We start from the raw sequence: 17,912 nt of genomic DNA on the forward strand, positions 1-17,912 counted from the left end.
CCCCAGCACGTGCCTGAGCACCTTCTCCTCAGTCGCCGTGGCTCCGCCACGGCTCCCTCGTCGGCGGCACTCAGCCACGCCCTGGAACGACGCCTCACTCGACAGCCCCTACCTGCGGAATCTCTAAAGTCGAATTTGCGACTGCTCACCGGGGGTGAGGCAGGTCGCGTTGGTGACCCACCTCCGCTTCCGCTCACCTCAAACAACAACCCCCGCCGGTGATCCGGCGGGGGTTGTTGCCATCCAGGGAGGGGACGGATTTGGTTGGAGCTCTCCCACGGGAGGGAGTCAGTCGAGGTCGAGCTCCAAGGCCGCGGCGATCCGTTGCGCGGCGACAGCCGGATGGAGCTCGGGCTTGGGGACCTCGCGGGGGAAGTCCTCGAAGCGCAGGCTCGGCACCGGACGGCCGGCAGCCCGGGCGATGAGGTCGGCACGGTCGTGAGGGAACGACAGGTGAGCCTCGGCGGCGAGGCAGTCGGCCAACATCTCGGCAGGCGTTGCCGGGTCGTCGTAGACGGGGTCCACAGCGGTCATGGGACCGACGCTAGAGACTACCGATCGGTATCCCAAGGACTACCAACTAGTAGTGTTCCGGCACGTGTCTGGATCGCTCCTCATCGCCGGTTCCATCGCTACCGACCATCTGATGAGCTTCGGCGGCAGGTTCGCCGACTCGCTGGTGGTCGAGCAACTCGACAAGATCTCGCTGAGCTTCCTCGTCGACGACCTCGAGATCCGCCGCGGCGGAGTGGCGGCCAACATGTGCTTCGGCCTCGGCAGGCTCGGCCTGCAACCGATCCTGGTCGGATCGGTGGGGGAGGACTTCGCCGACTACCGCTCCTGGCTGGAGCGGCACGGCGTCGACTGCTCACACGTGCGGGTCTCCGAGACCAAGCACACCGCCCGGTTCGTCTGCACGACCGACGCCACCATGGCGCAGTTCGCGAGCTTCTACCCCGGCGCGATGAGCGAGGCCAGGCTCATCGAGCTGGCCCCGATCGTGCGCCAGGTCGGCGAGCCGGCGTACGTCCTCATCGGCGCCGACGACCCCGAGGGGATGCGCCGCCACACCCAGGAGTGCCGCCAGCGGGGCTACCCGTTCATCGCCGACCCCAGCCAGCAGCTCGCCTTCAGCGAGGGCGAGCTGATCCGCGAGCTGGTCGACGGCGCCGCGATCCTGTTCTCGAACGAGTACGAGTCGCACCTCATCGAGCAGAAGACCGGCTGGTCGGCGGCGGAGGTGCTCGACCGGGTCGGCACCCAGGTCACCACGCTCGGCAAGGACGGCGTCCGGATCACCCGCAAGGGGGAGGAGCCGATCGTCGTCCATGCCGCCAAGGACGTCGAGGCCATCGAGCCGACCGGCGTCGGCGACGCCTTCCGGTCCGGCTACCTGGCCGCCACCGCGTGGGGCCTCGGCATCGAGCGAGCCGCCCAGGTGGGCTGCACCCTCGCGGCGTACGTCGTGGAGACGGTCGGCACCCAGGAGTACTCCTTCACCCCGCACCAGTTCGTCGCCCGGATCGAGCACTCCTACGGTGCCGCCGCGGCGGCCGAGGTCGAAACGCCTCTGATCAAGCACAGCCTCACGAAGCGCTGACTACCAGGCGCCGATCCCGCCACGCAGCGAGGCCACCACCTCCGGCAGCACCGCCAGGAACCGCTCCACGTCCTCGCGGGTGGTCTCGCGGGTGAGCGAGAGCCGCAGGTTGCCGTGAGTCATGGCGTCCAGGGCGCCGAGCGCGTCCAGCACCCGCGAGGGCTCCAGCGTCGAAGCGGCACAGGCCGACCCGCTCGCCACCCCGAAGCCCTCCCGGTCCAGAGCCGTCACGATCGCCTCGCCGTCGAGATGCTCGAAGGCGAAGGTCACCAGGTGGGGCAGCCGCTCGACCGGGTCGCCGAGCACCTCCACCCCGGGTAGCGCCGCGACCCGCTCCCGGATCAGGTCGATCAGGTCACGCTGGCGGGCGGCGACCTGGCCACGCTCGGCGACCACCTCCCGCAGTGCCGCGGCCGCGGCGAGCGCCGCCGGCACGTTCTCGAACCCGGTCGCCCGCTCGTCGACCCGGTCGTCGCCGGGAAAGGGTCGGGCCCAGCGCGCGCCCTTGCGGACCAGCAGGATCCCGACACCGGCCGGCCCACCCCACTTGTGGGCGGAGCCGGCGATCGCCGCCCAGCGCTCCGGGAGCGGCAGCCGGCCCATCGAGGCGCAGGCGTCGACGAAGACCGGTGCCGCTACGTCCAGCTCGTCGACCGGCTGCACCGTGCCCACCTCGTGGTTGGCGCTCTGCACCGCCACCACGGTCGCCCCCTCCGCCCGTCGCGCCACGCGCTCGGGGTCCACGCGTCCCAGGTGATCCACTGCCACCACCGATGGCTCGCCCCACCAGTGCGCGGCGTGGAAGACCGACTGGTGCTCGACGGCGGTATGGACCACGCTCCGGCCTCGCCGCTGGTCGCCGGCGGCCAGCCCGAGCAGACCCAGCTGCACCGCCGCGGTGCCCGAGGAGGTGAAGGTCACCTCCTCGCGCCGCACGCCCAGACACTCCGCGACGACCTCACGGGCGTTGTCCAGCAGCAGCCGGGCGTCACGGCCGGGGCCGTGGAGCCGTCGCGGGTCGGCGTACCCCCGCTCCAGCGCGGCGAGAAGCACCTCCCGCGCGGCCGGATGCAGCGGCTCGGCGGAGGCCGCGTCCAGATAGACGGAAGGATTCGTCACACGCCAAGGCTAGGGGCACCCCAACGCCGAGGTGGGGGCCCAGTTCCGCTAGTCTGCGGCGTAACCAAGTCTTGCTTGAGTAGAGAGGCTCGTTCGTGGCGAAGCGAGTGCCCAGGACCTTCGGGGCGATCCTTGCCGTAGCGGCTGTCATCCTGCTGGGTGGCTGCTCTGCGGAGACCAAGGGTGAGTGGAAGCGCATCGCGATGCCGGACCCGGCCTCCGAGCAGGGTCACTACAACCTTGAACTGTGGCAGGGCGCCTGGATCGCGGCGCTGGTGACCGGTGTCATCGTATGGGGCCTGATCTTCTACGCGATCTGGCGCTTCCGCCGTCGCAGCGACGCCGACGTCCCGGTGCAGACCCGCTACAACCTGCCGCTGGAGATCTTCTACACGATCTTCCCGGTGCTGATGTGCATCGTGTTCTTCACCCACACCGTCCGGGTGCAGAACGAGATGCTCGACGAGGGCACCGTCGACAACGAGATCGAGGTCGTCGGGATGCAGTGGTCGTGGGTCTTCAACCACGGCATCGGCACCCGCGACGCCGCCGCGGACGACAATCTGACCGACGACGTCTACGCCTACGACGAGTACGTCCACGAGTCGGGCACCGCGCAGTACATCCCCACCCTCTACCTCCCGGTCGGCGAGACGACCCGGTTCAACCTCTACAGCCCCGACGTCATCCACGACTTCGGCGTGCCCGGCTTCCTGATGAAGATGGACGTGGTCCCCGGCCGGGTCAACCACTACACCATCACCCCGACCCGTGAGGGCGAGTACGCCGGCAAGTGCTACGAGCTGTGCGGCGTCTCCCACTCGCGGATGCTCTTCAAGGTGAAGGTCGTCAGCCAGGAGGAGTATCAGCAGTACGTCGAGGACCTGGCCGCCTCGCCCGAGAACGTGACCGACAAGCCGCTGCTCGGCGGCGCCGACGCCTACACCCAGGCCGGCCTTCCGGAAGAGGGAGACGCAGAGTGACCGCGACTCAGCCCCACACCACCGCGACTCCGAGCGGGCGTCGGTCTCTGGGGCAGAAGGCCTACGCGCTGCTCACCACGACCGATCACAAGCTGATCGGGAAGATGTACTTCGTGACCGCGTTCGCGTGGTTCCTCGTCGGCGGCGTGATGGCGCTGGTCATCCGTGCCGAGCTGGCGTTCCCGGGCAGTCAGATCGTCAACGACGAGCTCTACAACCAGCTGTTCACGATGCATGGCACGATCATGCTGTTGCTGTTCGCGACGCCGCTGTTCTTCGCGTTCGGCAATGCGATCATGCCGCTGCAGATCGGTGCGCCCGACGTGGCGTTCCCGCGGCTGAACATGTTCTCCTACTGGCTCTACCTCTTCGGTGGCCTGATCGCTGCCGCGGGGTTCTTGACCCCGCTGGGCGCCGCCGACTTCGGCTGGTTCGCCTACACCCCGCTCTCCGACGCGGTCCGCAGCCCGGGCGTCGGCGGCGACCTGTGGATCATGGGCCTGTGGATGGGCGGTCTGGGCACCATCCTGGGGGCCGTCAATTTCATCACCACGATCATCTGTATGCGCGCACCGGGCATGACCATGTTCCGGATGCCGATCTTCACCTGGAACACGCTGATCACCTCGCTGCTGGTGTTGATCGCGTTCCCGATCCTGGCCGGTGCGCTGCTCTCCCTGGAGGCCGACCGGCAGCTGGGGGCGCACGTGTTCGACGCCGCCCACGGCGGGTCGATCCTGTGGCAGCACCTGTTCTGGTTCTTCGGCCATCCCGAGGTCTACATCATTGCGCTGCCCTTCTTCGGGATCGTGTCCGAGATCCTCCCGGTCTTCTCCCGCAAGCCGCTCTTCGGCTACGTCGGTCTGGTGGGTGCCACGCTCGGCATCGCGATCCTGTCCGTGGCCGTGTGGGCGCACCACATGTTCGTCACCGGCGCGGTCGACCTGCCGTTCTTCTCCGGCATGACCTTCCTGATCGCGGTCCCGACCGGCGTGAAGTTCTTCAACTGGATCGGCACCATGTGGGGCGGATCCATCTCGATGGACTGCGCCATGCTGTGGACCATCGGGTTCTTGACCACCTTCCTCTTCGGCGGCCTGACCGGCATCATCCTGGCCAGCCCGCCACTGGACTTCCACGTCTCGGACTCCTACTTCGTGGTGGCCCACTTCCACTACGTCGTCTTCGGCACCGTGGTCTTCGCGATGTTCGCCGGCTTCTTCTTCTGGTGGCCGAAGATCACCGGCAAGATGCTCAACGAGCGCCTGGGCAAGATCCAGTTCTGGCTGCTGTTCATCGGCTTCCACACCACGTTCCTGGTCCAGCACTGGCTGGGCGTGGAGGGCATGCCGCGGCGCTACGCCGACTACCTGCCCTCCGACGGCTTCGAGACCCTCAACCAGGTCTCGACGGTCGGGGCGTTCCTGCTCTCGCTGTCGATGATCCCCTGGTTCCTCAACCTGTGGATCACTCGCAAGGCTCCCAAGGTCGAGGTCGACGACCCCTGGGGCTGGGGCCGCTCCCTGGAATGGGCCACCTCGTGCCCGCCGCCCCGCCACAACTTCACCACGCTCCCGCGGATCCGCTCCGAGTCTCCCGCCTTCGACCTCCATCACCCCGAGATCGCAGCGCTGGAGCTTGAGGACGACCTGGAGCAACCGACGATCGGCCGTAAGGAGGGCGACGCCTGATGAAGGCCGAGGCCTGGATCTTCATCGCCTGCACCATCTTCCTGGTGCTGGTGACCCCCACCTACTGGTTCGTCACCTCCGGTTCCGAGCACGGCGGCGACTGGACCGGCACCTCGGCGTTGACCATGTGCACGCTGCTCACCGCGATGTGCTCGGTCTACCTCGGCTTCCACGCCACCCGGATGGACCCCCGCCCCGAGGACCGCAAGGACGGCGAGATCGCCGACGGCGCCGGTGAGCTCGGCTTCTTCCCGCCGTTCTCCTGGTGGCCGCTGTGGTGCGCCGCCTGCCTCGGCATCATCGTCTTCGGCACCGCGATGGCGGCCTATTGGCTGATGATCATCGGCGGTGCGCTCGGCTTCATCGCCGTCGCGGGCTGGGTATTTGAGTACTACCGAGGCGAGTTCTCCCACTAGGACTGCCCGGCACGCACGCTGCCTGCGTTGTCGGCCCTCGGCGGCCGCTTCGCTCCCAGGCCGCCTTCGGGCCTCCGCCTTGGCATCGCACGCGCCGGACAGCCCTAGCAAGCTGACGGCGCCCGGCAGGCACGCTCGCTGCGTTGTCGCCGCTCGGCGGCCGCTTCGCTCCCAGGCCGCCTTCGGACCTCCGCCTTGGCATCGCACGCGCCGGACAGCCCTAGCAAGCTGACGGCGCCCGGCAGGCACGCTGGCGGTGGTGTCGCCGGACGATGTCAGCCCCCACGTACCCTGGAAGCGTGATGCGCCGAACTGCAGTCGCGCTCGCAGCCGGTCTGGTTCTCCTGGCCGGCTGCGATGCTGTTGACGACCTCTCCGGGTCCGCCGAGGGCCCGACCTCCGCCGCCGGGCAGCCCAGCGAGCAGACCTCGTCACAGGCCGCGCAGGACGACCCGGTCGCGCTGACGACCAACGTCGCCAAGGGCCAGAGCGACGTCCCGGTCGACACCCGAGTCACCGTCGAGGTCGCCGACGGCACCCTCGGGGACGTCACGCTGACCGACGGCACCAGCGAGATCACCGGCGAGACGGCCGACGGGGTGTGGACCGCGAGCCAACTGCTCGAGCCCGACACGTCGTACACGCTCAAGGCCCGGGCTGTCGGCAGCCAGGGTGGCCAGGCGCGGCGGACCGTGCGGTTCCACACCGTCGCGCTCTCCCTGCAACAGCAGACCTATCCCTCGATCGCCCCACTCGACGGCGAGACGGTCGGCATCGGTATGCCGGTCATCGTCGCCTTCGACGTGCCGGTGACCGACAAGGCCGAGTTCGAGCGCCACATGACCGTCACCAGCCAGCCGGCCCAGGAGGGCAGCTGGAACTGGCTCAGCGACACCGAGGCACACTGGCGGCCGGCGACCTACTGGCAGCCCGGCACCGAGGTCAGCGTCGCCGTCGACGTCAACAGCCTGCCGGCCGGCAACGGCGTCTACGGCCAGACCGATCGCCAGGTCGCCTTCCACGTCGGCGACTCCCACATCTACAAGGTCAACGCCAAGACCGACCGGATGCGGGTCTACGTCAACAAGTCGCTGGTCAAGAACTTCCCGATCACCACCGGCAAGGAGGGGTTCACGACCCGCTCCGGCATCAAGGTGATCATGGAGAAGTTCGCCAAGCGCCGGATGCGCTCGGAGACCATCGGGATCACCTCCGGGTCGGACTACTACGACCTCGACGACGTCCAGTGGGCGATGCGGCTGACCTACTCCGGCGAGTTCATCCACGCCGCCCCCTGGTCGGTCGCCTCGCAGGGCCACGCCAACGTCTCCCACGGCTGCACCGGCATGAGCACCGCCGACGCCAAGTGGCTCTACGACCTCAGCCTGCGCGGCGACGTCGTCGTGTACACCGGCACCAACCGCCCGATGGACCTCACCAACGGCTACGGCGACTGGAACGAGTCCTATGCCGACTGGCAGGCCGGCTCCGCGCTCTCCTGACCTCCAGCGAGGACGTTCTCAGTGCTGCTCGGGGCGGAGCGGCTCCTCGGAGACCGAGTGCCGACCGTCGAGCTGGTGGCCGTCGGCCGAGTGGCCCTCGACCCCGGCCAGCTGGTGAGCCTCGTGCTCGGCGTGGTGGTGCGCCTCCTCGAGCTCCTCGAGGGTGGGCTTGTCCACGTCGTCGGCGTAGTAGAGCGTGCGCAGCCGGTCACGCAGGCCGCCGAGCGGGCCCTTCGGCGCCGGCAGGCCGTTCTCGTCGACCTCCGGAGCCGCGGCGAGCTGGTCGGCGCTGCGATCGCGCACCGTGATCGTGTAGGCCTCCGCCTCGCTGATCGGCGCGTGCTTCTCGTAGTAGGAGCCCTCCGGGGTCCGCATGATCACGCCGGTCTCGTAGCCGTGCAGCAGCGTCTCGTTGTCGTGGCGCTGCAGCGCCACGCAGATCCGGCGGGTCACGAAGAACGCGACGGCCGGTGCGACGAAGATCAGCACCCGCAGCACGTGGGTGATGTCGTTGATCGAGGAGTGCAGCTTGATCGCGATCAGGTCGTTGCCGCCGGCGATCCAGGCCATCGCGTAGAAGGTCATCAGCGAGACCATCAGGGCAGTCCGGGTCGGCGCGTTGCGGGGACGCTGCAGCAGGTGGTGCTCCCGCTTGTCGCCGGTGACCCACGACTCCAGGAAGGGCAGCAGCAGCAGGACGGTGAACATGACCCCCGGCATGATGATGACCGGAACCAGCACATTCCACGACCAGGTCGAGCCCCAGAAGTGCGACTCCCAGCCGGGCATGATGCGGAGCAGGCCGTCGGGCCAGCCCATGTACCAGTCGGGCTGTGAGCCGGCCGTCACCTTGGTCGGATCGTAGGGACCGAACTTCCACACCGGGTTGATCGAGAACAGGCCGCCCATGATCGCGGTCACGCCGAAGACGACGAAGAAGAAGCCGCCGGCCTTGGCCATGTAGACGGGGAGCAGCGGGTAACCGACCACGTTCTCCTCGGTCCGACCGGGGCCGGGCCACTGGGTGTGCTTGTGGTAGACGAGCAGCAGCATGTGCGCGGCGATCAGCGCCAGCAGCAGGCCAGGGATCAACAGCACGTGGATGGTGTAGAGCCGGGGGATGATCGCGTCCCCGGGGAACTCGCCGCCGAAGAGGAAGAACGAGACGTAGGTGCCGACGATCGGGATCGACTTGATGAAGCCGTCAGCGGCCCGGACGCCGGTGCCCGAGAGCAGGTCGTCGGGCAGGGAGTAGCCGGTGAAGCCCTCCAGGGTGCCGAGCAGCAGCAGCAGGCAGCCGATCACCCAGTTGACCTCGCGCGGCTTGCGGTGGGCGCCGGTGAAGAAGACGCGCAGCAGGTGGATCATCATGGCCGCGATGAACAGCATCGCCGCCCAGTGGTGCATCTGCCGCATCAGCAGGCCGCCGCGCACGTCGAAGGAGATGTGCAGCGTGGAGGCCATCGCCTCCGACATCTCGATGCCCCGCAGATTGTCGTAGGAGCCCTGGTAGGCGACCTCGCCCATCGACGGCTTGAACCACAGCGTCAGCAGCACGCCGGAGAGCAGCAGTACGACGAAGCTCCACAGCGCGATCTCGCCGAGCATGAACGACCAGTGGTCGGGGAAGACCTTGCGCAGGTTCTTCTTGCCGAGTGCGGCCAGGCCGAGCCGCTCGTCGGCCCAGGTGCCGACGCCGGCCAGCTTGTTGGGCTTGACGGTGGCGGCCGTCGTGGCGTTGCTCTTGGCCACCTTCGAGGTGTCGATGCTCACGAGATGTCCGCCTTCTTCTCGACGTCCTCAGGAGAGTAGGTCTCACGCTCCCAGAAGCTCGGTCCAACCGGCTCCGGGAAGTCGCTGAGCGCGATCAGGTAGCCCTCGTCGTCGACGCCGAGCGGGAGCTGCGGCAGGTGACGCCCGGCGGGGCCGAAGACCACCTTGCCGGCGTCGGCGAGGTCGAAGGTCGACTGGTGGCACGGGCACAGCAGGTGGTGCGTCGTACGCTCGTTGAGCGAGATCGGGCAGCCGACATGGGTGCAGATCTTGGAGTAGGCGACGATGCCCTCGACCGACCAGTTGCGGGTCACGTCGTTGACGATGTCGTCGGTGTCCATGCGCAGCAGCACGATGGCGGCCTTCGACTTCGCGACCTGGAGCGCGACCCCCTCGAGCGCCGGCTGGCCGTTCTCCTCGGTCGGGAAGATCGCCTCGGGCTCGGCGTTGAACAGGTCGCCGATCTCGACGTCGGAGGCCTTGATCGGGGTGCCGACCACGTCGCGGACGACGCGCATGCCCTTCTTCCACACGGTGTGACGCAGCCCGGTGCCGGCCTCGGCGTTCTCGGTCTGGTTGGGCAGCGGGCCCAGGTCGCGCAGCATCACCACGGCCGGAGCGGCCAGCAGGCCGACCGCGCCCAGCAGCGAGTTGCGCACCAGCGGCCGGCGGGCGATGCCGGTCTCCTCGATGCCCTGGGCGAGAGCCGCCAGGGTGGCCGCGCGGTCCTCCTCGGAGGAGGCGGCCGGGTGGCGCTGCTCGACGATCTCCTGGTCGCCCATCAGCTTGCGGGCCCATTGGATGACGCCGACGCCGATGAGCAGCAGGGCCAGTCCCAGAGTCAGGCCGAGGAAGAGGTTGGACGCGCCGAGGCCGACGAAGGTGTCGCCGTCGACGCCGCTCTTGATGGCGAAGTAGGAGACGACGAAGAGGACGGTGCAGATTGCGGAGAGACCGAACAGCGTGGCGACCTGGCGCTCGGCGCGCCGCTCCGCCTTGGGGTCGACGTCGGTCGGCCGCCAGTGGTGATCCTCAAGACCCGGGTCCGGGAGCAGCGCGTCGGTCTCCGCGTTGATCTCGTGCTCGTTGTGCCCGCTGTCGGAGCTCACGCCTTGTTTCCCTTCGTCTTGCTGGAACGGGTGGTGTGGGCGGCGATCCAGACTGCGAACGCGACCATGACGCCGATGCCGCCGACCCAGGCCCACAGGCCCTCGCCGACCGGGCCGACCGAGCCGAGGCTGAACCCGCCGTAGCCGGGCTGCTCCTTCATCGACTCGATGTAGGCGATGACGTCGCGCTTGGCCTCCGGCGACAGGTTGCCGTTGGAGAAGGTGTCCATCGACTGCGGGCCGGTCAGCATGGCCTCGTAGATGTGCTTGGGGCTGGTGTCGAGCAGCCGGGGCGCCTTGCCGCCCCACGGCATCGCGCCACCGGCACCGGTGAAGTTGTGGCAGGCGGTGCAGTTGGTCAGGAAGATCTGGCCGCCGCGGACGATCGCCTCCTCCTTCTCCTCCGCCGTCATGCCCTCGGTGGAGTAGTCGGCCTCGGAGGGGATCGCCGGGCCGGGGGCCAGCGAGGCGACGTACGCCGCGATGGCGGCGATCTCGTCGTCGCTGTAGGCGCCTGACTTCACCGGCGCCTGGGCGCCGGGCGCGGCCAGCGGCATCCGGCCGGTGCCCATCTGGAAGTCGACGGCGGCGGCGCCCACGCCCACCAGGTTGGGGCCGATCAGCTTGTCGTCGACGTCGGTCTGGCCCTCGCCGTTGACGCCGTGACAGAACGAACAGCCGGCGATGAAGAGCTCACGGCCCTGCGCGATCAGCGCCTCGTCGCTCTGTGCGGCACCGGCCGAGGAGGTCGGCGACAGCGCGGTGTAGGCGCCGCCCGCGACCAGCAGGCCGAACAGCAGCACGACGGCTCCCGCGAGCGGGCGACGGCGGTGCCGGGAGAGGAAGCCGGCGGAGCGGTTCACACTGCGTCGAAACAGGCGGGGCAACGTAGGAGTCCTCACTTGACGATGTAGATGGACGCGAACAGGCCGATCCAGACCACGTCGACGAAGTGCCAGTAGTAGGACACCACGATCGCGCTCACCGCCTGCTCGTGGGTGAAGCGCTTGGCGACGTAGGTGCGGCCCAGCACGAAGAGGAAGGCGATCAGGCCGCCGGTCACGTGGATGCCGTGGAACCCGGTGGTGAGGTAGAACATCGTCCCGTAGGCCGAGTTCGGGATGGTCACGCCCTCCTGGATCAGGGCGGCGTACTCGGTCGCCTGACCCGCGATGAAGACCGCGCCCATGAGGTAGGTCAGGATGAACCACTCGCGCAGGCCCCAGCCGCCGACGTTGAGCAGCGAGCCGGAGCGGCCGACCTTGCCGGCCTCGGCCTTGAAGACGCCCATCTGACAGGTCACCGAGGACAGCACCAGGATGATCGTGTTGACCGTGGCGAACGGGATGTTGAGCTTCTCGGTGTTGTAGGCCCACAGCTCCGGGCTCACCGAGCGAATCGTGAAATATGCCGCGAACAGGGCCGCGAAGAACATCAGCTCGCTGGAGAGCCAGATGATCGTCCCGACGCTGACCATGCTCGGTCGGTCGTGCTGCCCGTGCAGACGGGATGCAGGAAGGGCGGAAGCTGCTGTGGCCACGGGCTCATTATGTCGGTAGTCGTTCCCGAGGGCACCTCGACCCCCTCCTCAAGGGCGTGTCCCCGTCCCGGGGGCGCTCGCGGTGCCCCTGGGACGGGTCGTTGGCCCGTGGCCGTCCTACAGTTCACTGCGTGCTCGTGTTGGACGCCACCGCCCCGCTAGACCTGCCGGAGTTCGGCCTGTCGCGGGTCTTCACCGAGTGGGGACTGGCGCCGATACCGTTCGTGGTGACCGTCTGGGCGGCCGGTCTCTACCTGTGGGGCGTCCGGGTGCTGCACCGCCGCGGCGACCGCTGGCCGGTGGGCCGGACGCTCTGCTTCGTGGTCGTCGCGATGGGCTCCTTCTACCTCGCCACCTGCTCCGGGCTGGGCGCCTACGACACCACCCTGCTCAGCGTGCACATGGTCCAGCACATGATCCTGTCGATGGTGGTGCCGCTCGCCCTCGCACTGGGCGCGCCGGTGACGCTGGCGCTGCGGACGCTGCCGGCGACCCCTCGACGCTGGCTGCTGGCCGTGCTCCACTCGCGGGTCGCCCGGGTGTTGTCGTTCCCGCCGCTGACCTTCCTGCTCTACGTCATCTCGCCCTGGGCGCTCTACTTCAGCGGCTGGTACGGCGCCTCGCTGCACCACGACTACGTCCACGAGATGATGCACCTGCACCTGGTGCTGGTCGGCGCGCTCTTCTTCTGGCCGCTGATGGGGGTCGACCCGGTCCCGGGCCGGGTGTCCTATCCCTTCCGGATCCTGCTGACGGTCCTCACGCTGCCCTTCCACGCCTTCCTGGGCATCACGATCATGGGCCAGTCGAGGCTGCTCGGCGGCTCCTGGTACCCCTCGCTGCGCGACGGCCCGATGGGTGCCTGGCTGCCCGACCCGGCCGCCGACCAGCACCTCGCCGGCGGCATCCTCTGGGGCGCCGGGGATCTGGTCGGCCTGGTCTTCTTCGGCGTGCTGTTCTCCCAGTGGGTGCGCGCCTCGATCCGTGAGGCGGCCCGCGAGGACCGTCGCCTCGACCTCCTCGAGGCCCGCGAGCGCGCCGCGGCCGGGCGTGAGGACCCGTGAGGATTAGAGATCGGTCCGCTCGAAGACGCGCCGGGGCAGCCGCCGGATGATCGCCATGATCAGCTGCCACTTGCGGGGGGTGTAGACCACCGGTTGGCTCCGGTCGACCGCTCGCACGATGTCATGGCCGACGGTCTCGGCCTTGGCCAGTCGGAGCTTGCCGCCGCGCAGGTGGTCGGTCATCGGCGTGGCGGTCGGCCCCGGCTTGACCAGGGTGACGTGGACCTCGGTGCCGGCCAGCCGGTGCTGGAGGCCGGCCACGCCGGTAGCGACCATCGCCTTGGCGGCGCCGTAGAGGTAGTTGGAGGCCCGGCCGCGGTCGCCGGCCACGGAGCCGATGACGACGAGCGAGCCGTGACCCTGCCGCTCCAGCCGGAGCGCCGCGAGCTGGGCGGCGAGCAGGTTGAGGGTGCCGTTGACGTCGAGCAGCGCCATCGCGCTCGCCGGGTCGGCATCCGCCTGCTGCTGGGAGGGCATCACACCGAAGGCGACGAGTACGACGTCCACGGCGCCCTCGGCGAACACCCAGTCGACCGCCTCCTCGACCAGGTCGCCGGTGCCGAGATCGGCCACGTGGGTGACGACGGCGGCCGCGCCCCTGACCGCGAGGTCGGCGGCCGCACGCTCCAGCTTGGCGGCGTCACGGGCGACCAGCCGGAGCGAGACGCCCCGGCCGGCCCACTCCCGCAGCGCGGCGTGGGCGATGCCGCTGGTGGCTCCGAGCACGGCGACGGTGGTCATGACAATCCCAATCTCTTCGACTGCGTGGAGGTGAAGACCCCGGTGGCGCCGTACCGCTCGCGGACGCGCTCGAACTCCTCGAGCCGGGGGTAGGAGGCGGCGAGCATGGCAGGGCTCATCCGGGAGTCCTTGGTGAGATAGAGCCGGCCGCCGGCGGCGAGGACGAGCCGGTCCAGCTCGTCGCAGAACCGCAGCGCGGCGGGCGTCGCGGCGAAGTCGAGGGCGAGCGTGTAGCCGGCCATCGGGAAGGAGAGCAGGTTGTCGTTGCTCTCGCCGAAGATCTTGAGCACCGCGATCGGGGTGGCTACCAGCGCGCTGGATCTCTGGCTGGCGGCGGCGATCCGCTCGATCACCTCACGCAGCGCGGCCGGGCCGTCGCCGAACGGGATGGCGAACTGGTACTGCAGGAATCCTCGGGAGCCGAGCAGTCGGTTCCACTCGCCGATCCTGTCGAGCGGGTAGAAGAACGGCTCGAAGCCGACGGTGTGCTGGAGCACCGGCTGCCGCACGCGGGCGTAGTAGAGCTTGTTGAAGGCGCTCACCGTGAACCGGTTGACCAGCCGGGAGGGCGTGCTGAACGGCACCGTGGCGAGGGTGGCGTCACTGGCGAGGCGGAGATCGCCGTCGGTGGCGTGCTCGCCCGTCATGACCAGGGAGCGACCCAGCGTCGCGCCGGAGGCGACCAGGTCGATCCAGCCCACGGAGTAGGTCGCGTCGCCGCGCTCCGCGAACGCCGCGAGCGCGGCAGCCAGGTCGGGGGCCTTGACGACCGTCTCCTCGACATTGCGGGAGGCGACCGGCAGCAGCCTGACCGTGGCCGCGAGGATCACCCCGGTCAGCCCCATGCCGCCGCAGGTCGCGTGGAACAGGTCCGGGTGCTGGCTCCGGCTGACGGTGAGGACTTCGCCGGACCCGACCAGCAGCCGCAGCGAGGTGACGTGGTCGGTGAAGGTGCCGTCCTGGTGGTGGTTCTTGCCGTGCACGTCGGAGGCGATCGCGCCACCGACGGTGACGAACCGGGTGCCCGGCGTGACCGGCAGGAACCAGCCGCGGGGGAGCATCACCCGGATGATCTCCGAGAGCGAGACCCCGGCCTCCACGCTCAGCTCACCGCTCACCTCGTCGAAGGCCAGGAGGCTGTCGAGCCCGGTGAGATCGAGCATCCGCTCGCCGAGCGAGCTGTCGCCGTAGCTGCGGCCCAGGCCGCGCGGGATCAGCGGCCCGGCCGCCAGCGCGGCGGCGGCGTCGGCCGCGTCGCGAGCGGTGACGACCTCGCCGTCGACGACGGGGAAGCGACCCCAGCCCCAGGTGTTCACGAACTCACCACCTTGGCGGCGACGAAGGCGAGCACGATCAGGCCGCCGGCGAGCAGGCTGGCGCGGTCGCGGATCGCGAAGACGATCGGGTCCTCGTCCATCTCGCCGCGGTGCGCCCGCAGCCAGACCCGCATCAACCAGGCGAGCAGCACCGGGACCGTCAGCCACAGCAGCTCCGGCGTCTCGTAGAGCTCGGAGGTGACCGGGTCGTTGACGTAGAGCGAGAAGATCACCACGGCGCCGACGCTGGTGGCCACGCCGTACGACGACAGCAGCTCCAGATCGGCGTCGAGGTAGCCCCGGCCGCGCATCGCGCCCGCCTGGGTGCGACGCAGCCGGGTGAGCTCGCTGACCCGCTTGACCAGCGCCAGGCTGAGGAAGAACAGCATCGAGAAGGTCAGCAGCCACAGCGACAGCGACACGGTGATCGCCGCCGCGCCCGCGACGATCCGGATGGTGTAGAGGACGCCGAGCGTCACCACGTCGAGGACGGCCTTGCGCTTGAGCCGCACGGTGTAGGCAACGGTGATGACGAGATAGGCCGCCAGCACCGCGACGAAGACCGGTGGCAGCCAGATCGCCGCCAGCGCGAAGGCGAGGACGAGCATGGCCGGCGCAGCGACCCAGCCGGTGGCCAGGCTCAGCCGTCCCGAGGCGAACGGGCGGTCGCGCTTGATCGGGTGGCGGCGGTCGCTGTCGACGTCGGCGATGTCGTTGAGGAGGTACGTCGCCGAGGCGGTCAGCGAGAACGTCATGACCGCCAGCACCGTGGCGGCCACCGCGCCGCCATCATCGAGCCGCTGCGCGGTGAAGAGCGGGAGCGCCACCAGCGCGTTCTTGACCCACTGGTGCGGCCGCAGTGCCCGGGCGAACGCCCTTGCCCGGCCGCGCGGCCGGGCCACCCGGTGGGCGGTGAGAGCGGAGTCGAAGACCACCTCGTCGGCGCGGGAGTCGCCGACGTAGTCGAACCCCCGCTCGCCGAACCGGGACACCAGCAGATCCCGCTTGCGGGGGCCCTTGAGGTTCACCTCCGAGGTGGAGCCATGGATCTCGTCGAAGATGCCCAGGTGGTCGGCCACCCGCCGCACCAGCCGCTCGTCGCTGGCGCTGGCCAGCACCAGCCGCCGGCCGGCGGCGTGCTCCTCCCGCAGCCAGCCCAGCGTGTGGTCGTCGTACGGCAGGCTGCTGACGTCGACCTCGGCCTGGCTCGTCAGCTCGGCCTTGAGCCTGCTCCGCCCCTGAACGAGCCAGCCCGGCAGCCTCGTCAGCCGCCACGGCTGCTGGGTCACGAACCGCGACGCCGTCTCCAGCAGCAGGTCCGTCCGGATCAGGGTGCCGTCGAGGTCCACGACGAGTGGCACGTCGGCGGGCGTGGTCATGATCGCCCATCGTAGCCACGCCGACTTCCACATGGGGGCCAGAAGTCCGTGTTCAGCAGAGATTCGGCGAGAGTAGAGTCACCGTCGTGACCGCAACGAAGCCCCTGAAGGTGCTCGTCTACAGCGACGACATCGACACCCGCCAGCAGGTCATCCTCGCCCTCGGGCGGCGGCCGCACCCCGATCTCCCCGAGGTGGAGTACGTCGAGGTGGCCACCGAGCCGGTGGTGATCCAGAACATGGACGCCGGCCACATCGACCTGGCGATCCTCGACGGCGAGGCGGTGCCCGCCGGCGGCCTGGGCATCGCCAAGCAGCTCAAGGACGAGATCTACCGGTGCCCGCCGATCGTGGTGCTGACCGGTCGTCCCCAGGACGCCTGGCTGGCGACCTGGTCACGCGCCGAGGCCGCGGTGTCGCACCCGATCGACCCGCTCGTCCTGGCGGAGACCGTGGTCCCGCTGCTGCGCGCTCGCGTGCCCGCGAACGCCTGACCCGTGAGCGACATCACCTGGCCCGAGGTGCTCGCGGCGCTCGTGGCGCGCACCGACCTCACCTCCGCGCAGGCCGCCTGGGCGATGGGGGAGATCCTGCGCGGTGAGGCGACCCCGGCGCAGGTCGCCGGCTTCGCCGTCGCGCTGCGCGCCAAGGGCGAGACCACCGCGGAGCTGACCGGCCTCGTCGACGCGATGTACGCCCAGGCCACGCCGATCTCCATCCCCGGCCGACTGCTCGACATCGTCGGCACCGGCGGCGACCGCTCGATGTCGGTCAACATCTCCACGATGTCGGCGATCGTGGCCGCCGGCGCGGGCGCGAAGGTGGTCAAGCACGGCAACCGCTCGGCCTCCTCCCAGTCCGGCTCCGCCGACGTGCTCGAGGCGCTCGGCATCCGCCTCGACCTGCCCGTCGACCGCGTCGAGGCGCTGGCCGAGACGGCCGGGATCACGTTCCTCTTCGCGGCCGCGTTCAACCCCGCCATGCGGCACACCGCCGTACCGCGCCGCGAACTCGGCATCGGCACCACCTTCAACCTGCTGGGGCCGCTGGCCAACCCGACCAGACCCGCCGCCAACGCCATCGGCGTCGCGGACGCGGCGATGGCGCCGGTGATGGCCGGCGTGTTCGCGGCCCGGGGTGCCGATGCCTGGGTGTTCCGCGGCGACGACGGCCTCGACGAGCTGACGATCACGACCACCTCCTCGCTGTGGGTGGTCGACGGTGCCGAGGTCGCCGAGCACACCATCGACCCACGCGACTTCGGCATCGACTACTCGCCTGCCCAGGCGCTCCGCGGCGGCGACGCCCAGCACAACGCGGACGTGGTACGCCGCTTGCTCGCCGGCGAGACCGGTGCGGTCCGGGACGCGGTGCTCCTCAACGCCGGTGCGGCGCTGGCCGTCTACGCGGAGGAGTCGGGCGAGGTGGAGCGGGCGCTCGCCGAGGGCATCGTCCGGGCCGCCGAGTCGATCGACTCGGGCGCCGCCAGCCGGGCGCTCGACCGGTGGCTGGCCGGCTCCGCCTGACAGCTGGCCGTCACGAGGCGTCGGGAAGCCGACGCAACACCTCGGCGAGGCCGTCCTTCACCAGGACCATGTCGGTCTTGAGGCCGGCCACGTCGGTCTTGAGGCCGGCCACGTCGGTCTTGAGGCCGGCCACGTCGGTCTTGAGGCCGGCCA

General features: G+C 69.6%; 17 protein-coding genes. 8 read left to right on the forward strand and 9 right to left on the reverse strand.

Annotation, left to right across the window (positions count from 1 at the left end; translation table 11 throughout):
* Positions 1-288 precede the first annotated feature (288 nt).
* Entirely contained in the window at positions 289-534 is a 246-nt protein-coding gene (locus QM595_RS10650) for a hypothetical protein (protein ID WP_415171525.1), read from the reverse strand.
* Between the two features lie 64 nt (positions 535-598).
* Here QM595_RS10650 and QM595_RS10655 point away from each other — a divergent pair, with 64 nt between their 5' ends.
* Positions 599-1,600: a carbohydrate kinase family protein gene (locus tag QM595_RS10655; protein ID WP_415171526.1), complete on the forward strand. Its 1,002-nt coding sequence runs from the start codon at positions 599-601 to the stop codon at positions 1,598-1,600.
* Here the strand turns inward: QM595_RS10655 and QM595_RS10660 are convergent, their stop codons facing one another.
* Positions 1,601-2,719 (reverse strand): cysteine desulfurase family protein, encoded by a 1,119-nt coding sequence (locus tag QM595_RS10660; protein WP_415171527.1) that lies wholly within the window; start codon positions 2,717-2,719, stop codon positions 1,601-1,603.
* A gap of 95 nt (positions 2,720-2,814) precedes the next feature.
* Here QM595_RS10660 and coxB point away from each other — a divergent pair, with 95 nt between their 5' ends.
* The 4 genes from coxB to QM595_RS10680 all read left to right on the forward strand — a co-directional run bounded on the left by coxB (position 2,815) and on the right by QM595_RS10680 (position 7,311).
* Entirely contained in the window at positions 2,815-3,702 is an 888-nt protein-coding gene (gene coxB / locus QM595_RS10665; RefSeq protein ID WP_415171528.1) for a cytochrome c oxidase subunit II, read from the forward strand.
* The gene (gene ctaD, locus QM595_RS10670; RefSeq protein WP_415171529.1) at positions 3,699-5,393 is read left to right on the forward strand and encodes a cytochrome c oxidase subunit I; all 1,695 of its coding nucleotides are present in this window, start codon (positions 3,699-3,701) and stop codon (positions 5,391-5,393) included. Before coxB ends, ctaD begins: the two co-directional genes overlap by 4 nt.
* Entirely contained in the window at positions 5,393-5,809 is a 417-nt protein-coding gene (locus tag QM595_RS10675) for a cytochrome c oxidase subunit 4 (protein WP_415171530.1), read from the forward strand. Before ctaD ends, QM595_RS10675 begins: the two co-directional genes overlap by 1 nt.
* A gap of 302 nt (positions 5,810-6,111) precedes the next feature.
* Entirely contained in the window at positions 6,112-7,311 is a 1,200-nt protein-coding gene (locus QM595_RS10680) for an Ig-like domain-containing protein (RefSeq protein WP_415171540.1), read from the forward strand.
* Positions 7,312-7,329: 18 nt separating this feature from the next.
* On the opposite strand, the gene QM595_RS10685 is transcribed toward QM595_RS10680, so the two are convergent.
* From QM595_RS10685 to QM595_RS10700, 4 genes are read right to left on the reverse strand one after another with little or no spacing between them, the layout of a single operon-like run.
* On the reverse strand, positions 7,330-9,084 hold the full coding sequence (locus QM595_RS10685; protein ID WP_415171531.1) for a cytochrome b: 1,755 nt from the start codon (positions 9,082-9,084) through the stop codon (positions 7,330-7,332).
* A complete protein-coding gene (locus QM595_RS10690; protein WP_415171532.1) occupies positions 9,081-10,193 on the reverse strand; it encodes a Rieske 2Fe-2S domain-containing protein in 1,113 nt (370 codons plus the stop codon). The genes QM595_RS10685 and QM595_RS10690 overlap by 4 nt, the downstream gene beginning before the upstream one ends.
* Positions 10,190-11,056, reverse strand: coding sequence for a cytochrome c4 (locus tag QM595_RS10695; protein ID WP_415171533.1), 867 nt, complete (start codon positions 11,054-11,056; stop codon positions 10,190-10,192). Before QM595_RS10695 ends, QM595_RS10690 begins: the two co-directional genes overlap by 4 nt.
* 35 nt (positions 11,057-11,091) lie before the next feature.
* The gene (locus QM595_RS10700) at positions 11,092-11,697 is read right to left on the reverse strand and encodes a cytochrome c oxidase subunit 3 (RefSeq protein WP_415171541.1); all 606 of its coding nucleotides are present in this window, start codon (positions 11,695-11,697) and stop codon (positions 11,092-11,094) included.
* Between the two features lie 167 nt (positions 11,698-11,864).
* Here QM595_RS10700 and QM595_RS10705 point away from each other — a divergent pair, with 167 nt between their 5' ends.
* Positions 11,865-12,797 carry a cytochrome c oxidase assembly protein gene (locus QM595_RS10705; protein ID WP_415171534.1) on the forward strand — a complete coding sequence of 311 codons (933 nt, stop codon included), beginning with the start codon at positions 11,865-11,867 and terminating at the stop codon, positions 12,795-12,797.
* A 3-nt stretch (positions 12,798-12,800) separates the two neighbouring features.
* Here the strand turns inward: QM595_RS10705 and QM595_RS10710 are convergent, their stop codons facing one another.
* Genes QM595_RS10710 through QM595_RS10720 form a run of 3 tightly spaced genes read right to left on the reverse strand, consistent with a single transcriptional unit; the run spans position 12,801 to position 16,233 of the window.
* Positions 12,801-13,538: an SDR family NAD(P)-dependent oxidoreductase gene (locus tag QM595_RS10710; protein WP_415171535.1), complete on the reverse strand. Its 738-nt coding sequence runs from the start codon at positions 13,536-13,538 to the stop codon at positions 12,801-12,803.
* Positions 13,535-14,854 (reverse strand): FAD-binding protein, encoded by a 1,320-nt coding sequence (locus QM595_RS10715; protein ID WP_415171536.1) that lies wholly within the window; start codon positions 14,852-14,854, stop codon positions 13,535-13,537. The genes QM595_RS10710 and QM595_RS10715 overlap by 4 nt, the downstream gene beginning before the upstream one ends.
* On the reverse strand, positions 14,851-16,233 hold the full coding sequence (locus QM595_RS10720) for a UbiA family prenyltransferase (RefSeq protein WP_415171537.1): 1,383 nt from the start codon (positions 16,231-16,233) through the stop codon (positions 14,851-14,853). The genes QM595_RS10715 and QM595_RS10720 overlap by 4 nt, the downstream gene beginning before the upstream one ends.
* Before the next feature lie 86 nt (positions 16,234-16,319).
* Here QM595_RS10720 and QM595_RS10725 point away from each other — a divergent pair, with 86 nt between their 5' ends.
* Entirely contained in the window at positions 16,320-16,727 is a 408-nt protein-coding gene (locus QM595_RS10725; RefSeq protein ID WP_415171538.1) for a hypothetical protein, read from the forward strand.
* A gap of 3 nt (positions 16,728-16,730) precedes the next feature.
* A complete protein-coding gene (gene trpD, locus QM595_RS10730) occupies positions 16,731-17,759 on the forward strand; it encodes an anthranilate phosphoribosyltransferase (RefSeq protein ID WP_415171539.1) in 1,029 nt (342 codons plus the stop codon).
* Positions 17,760-17,912: the final 153 nt, after the last annotated feature.

The organism is Nocardioides sp. (assembly GCF_047607185.1).
In the GTDB taxonomy this organism is placed as follows: Bacteria; Actinomycetota; Actinomycetes; order Propionibacteriales; family Nocardioidaceae; genus Nocardioides.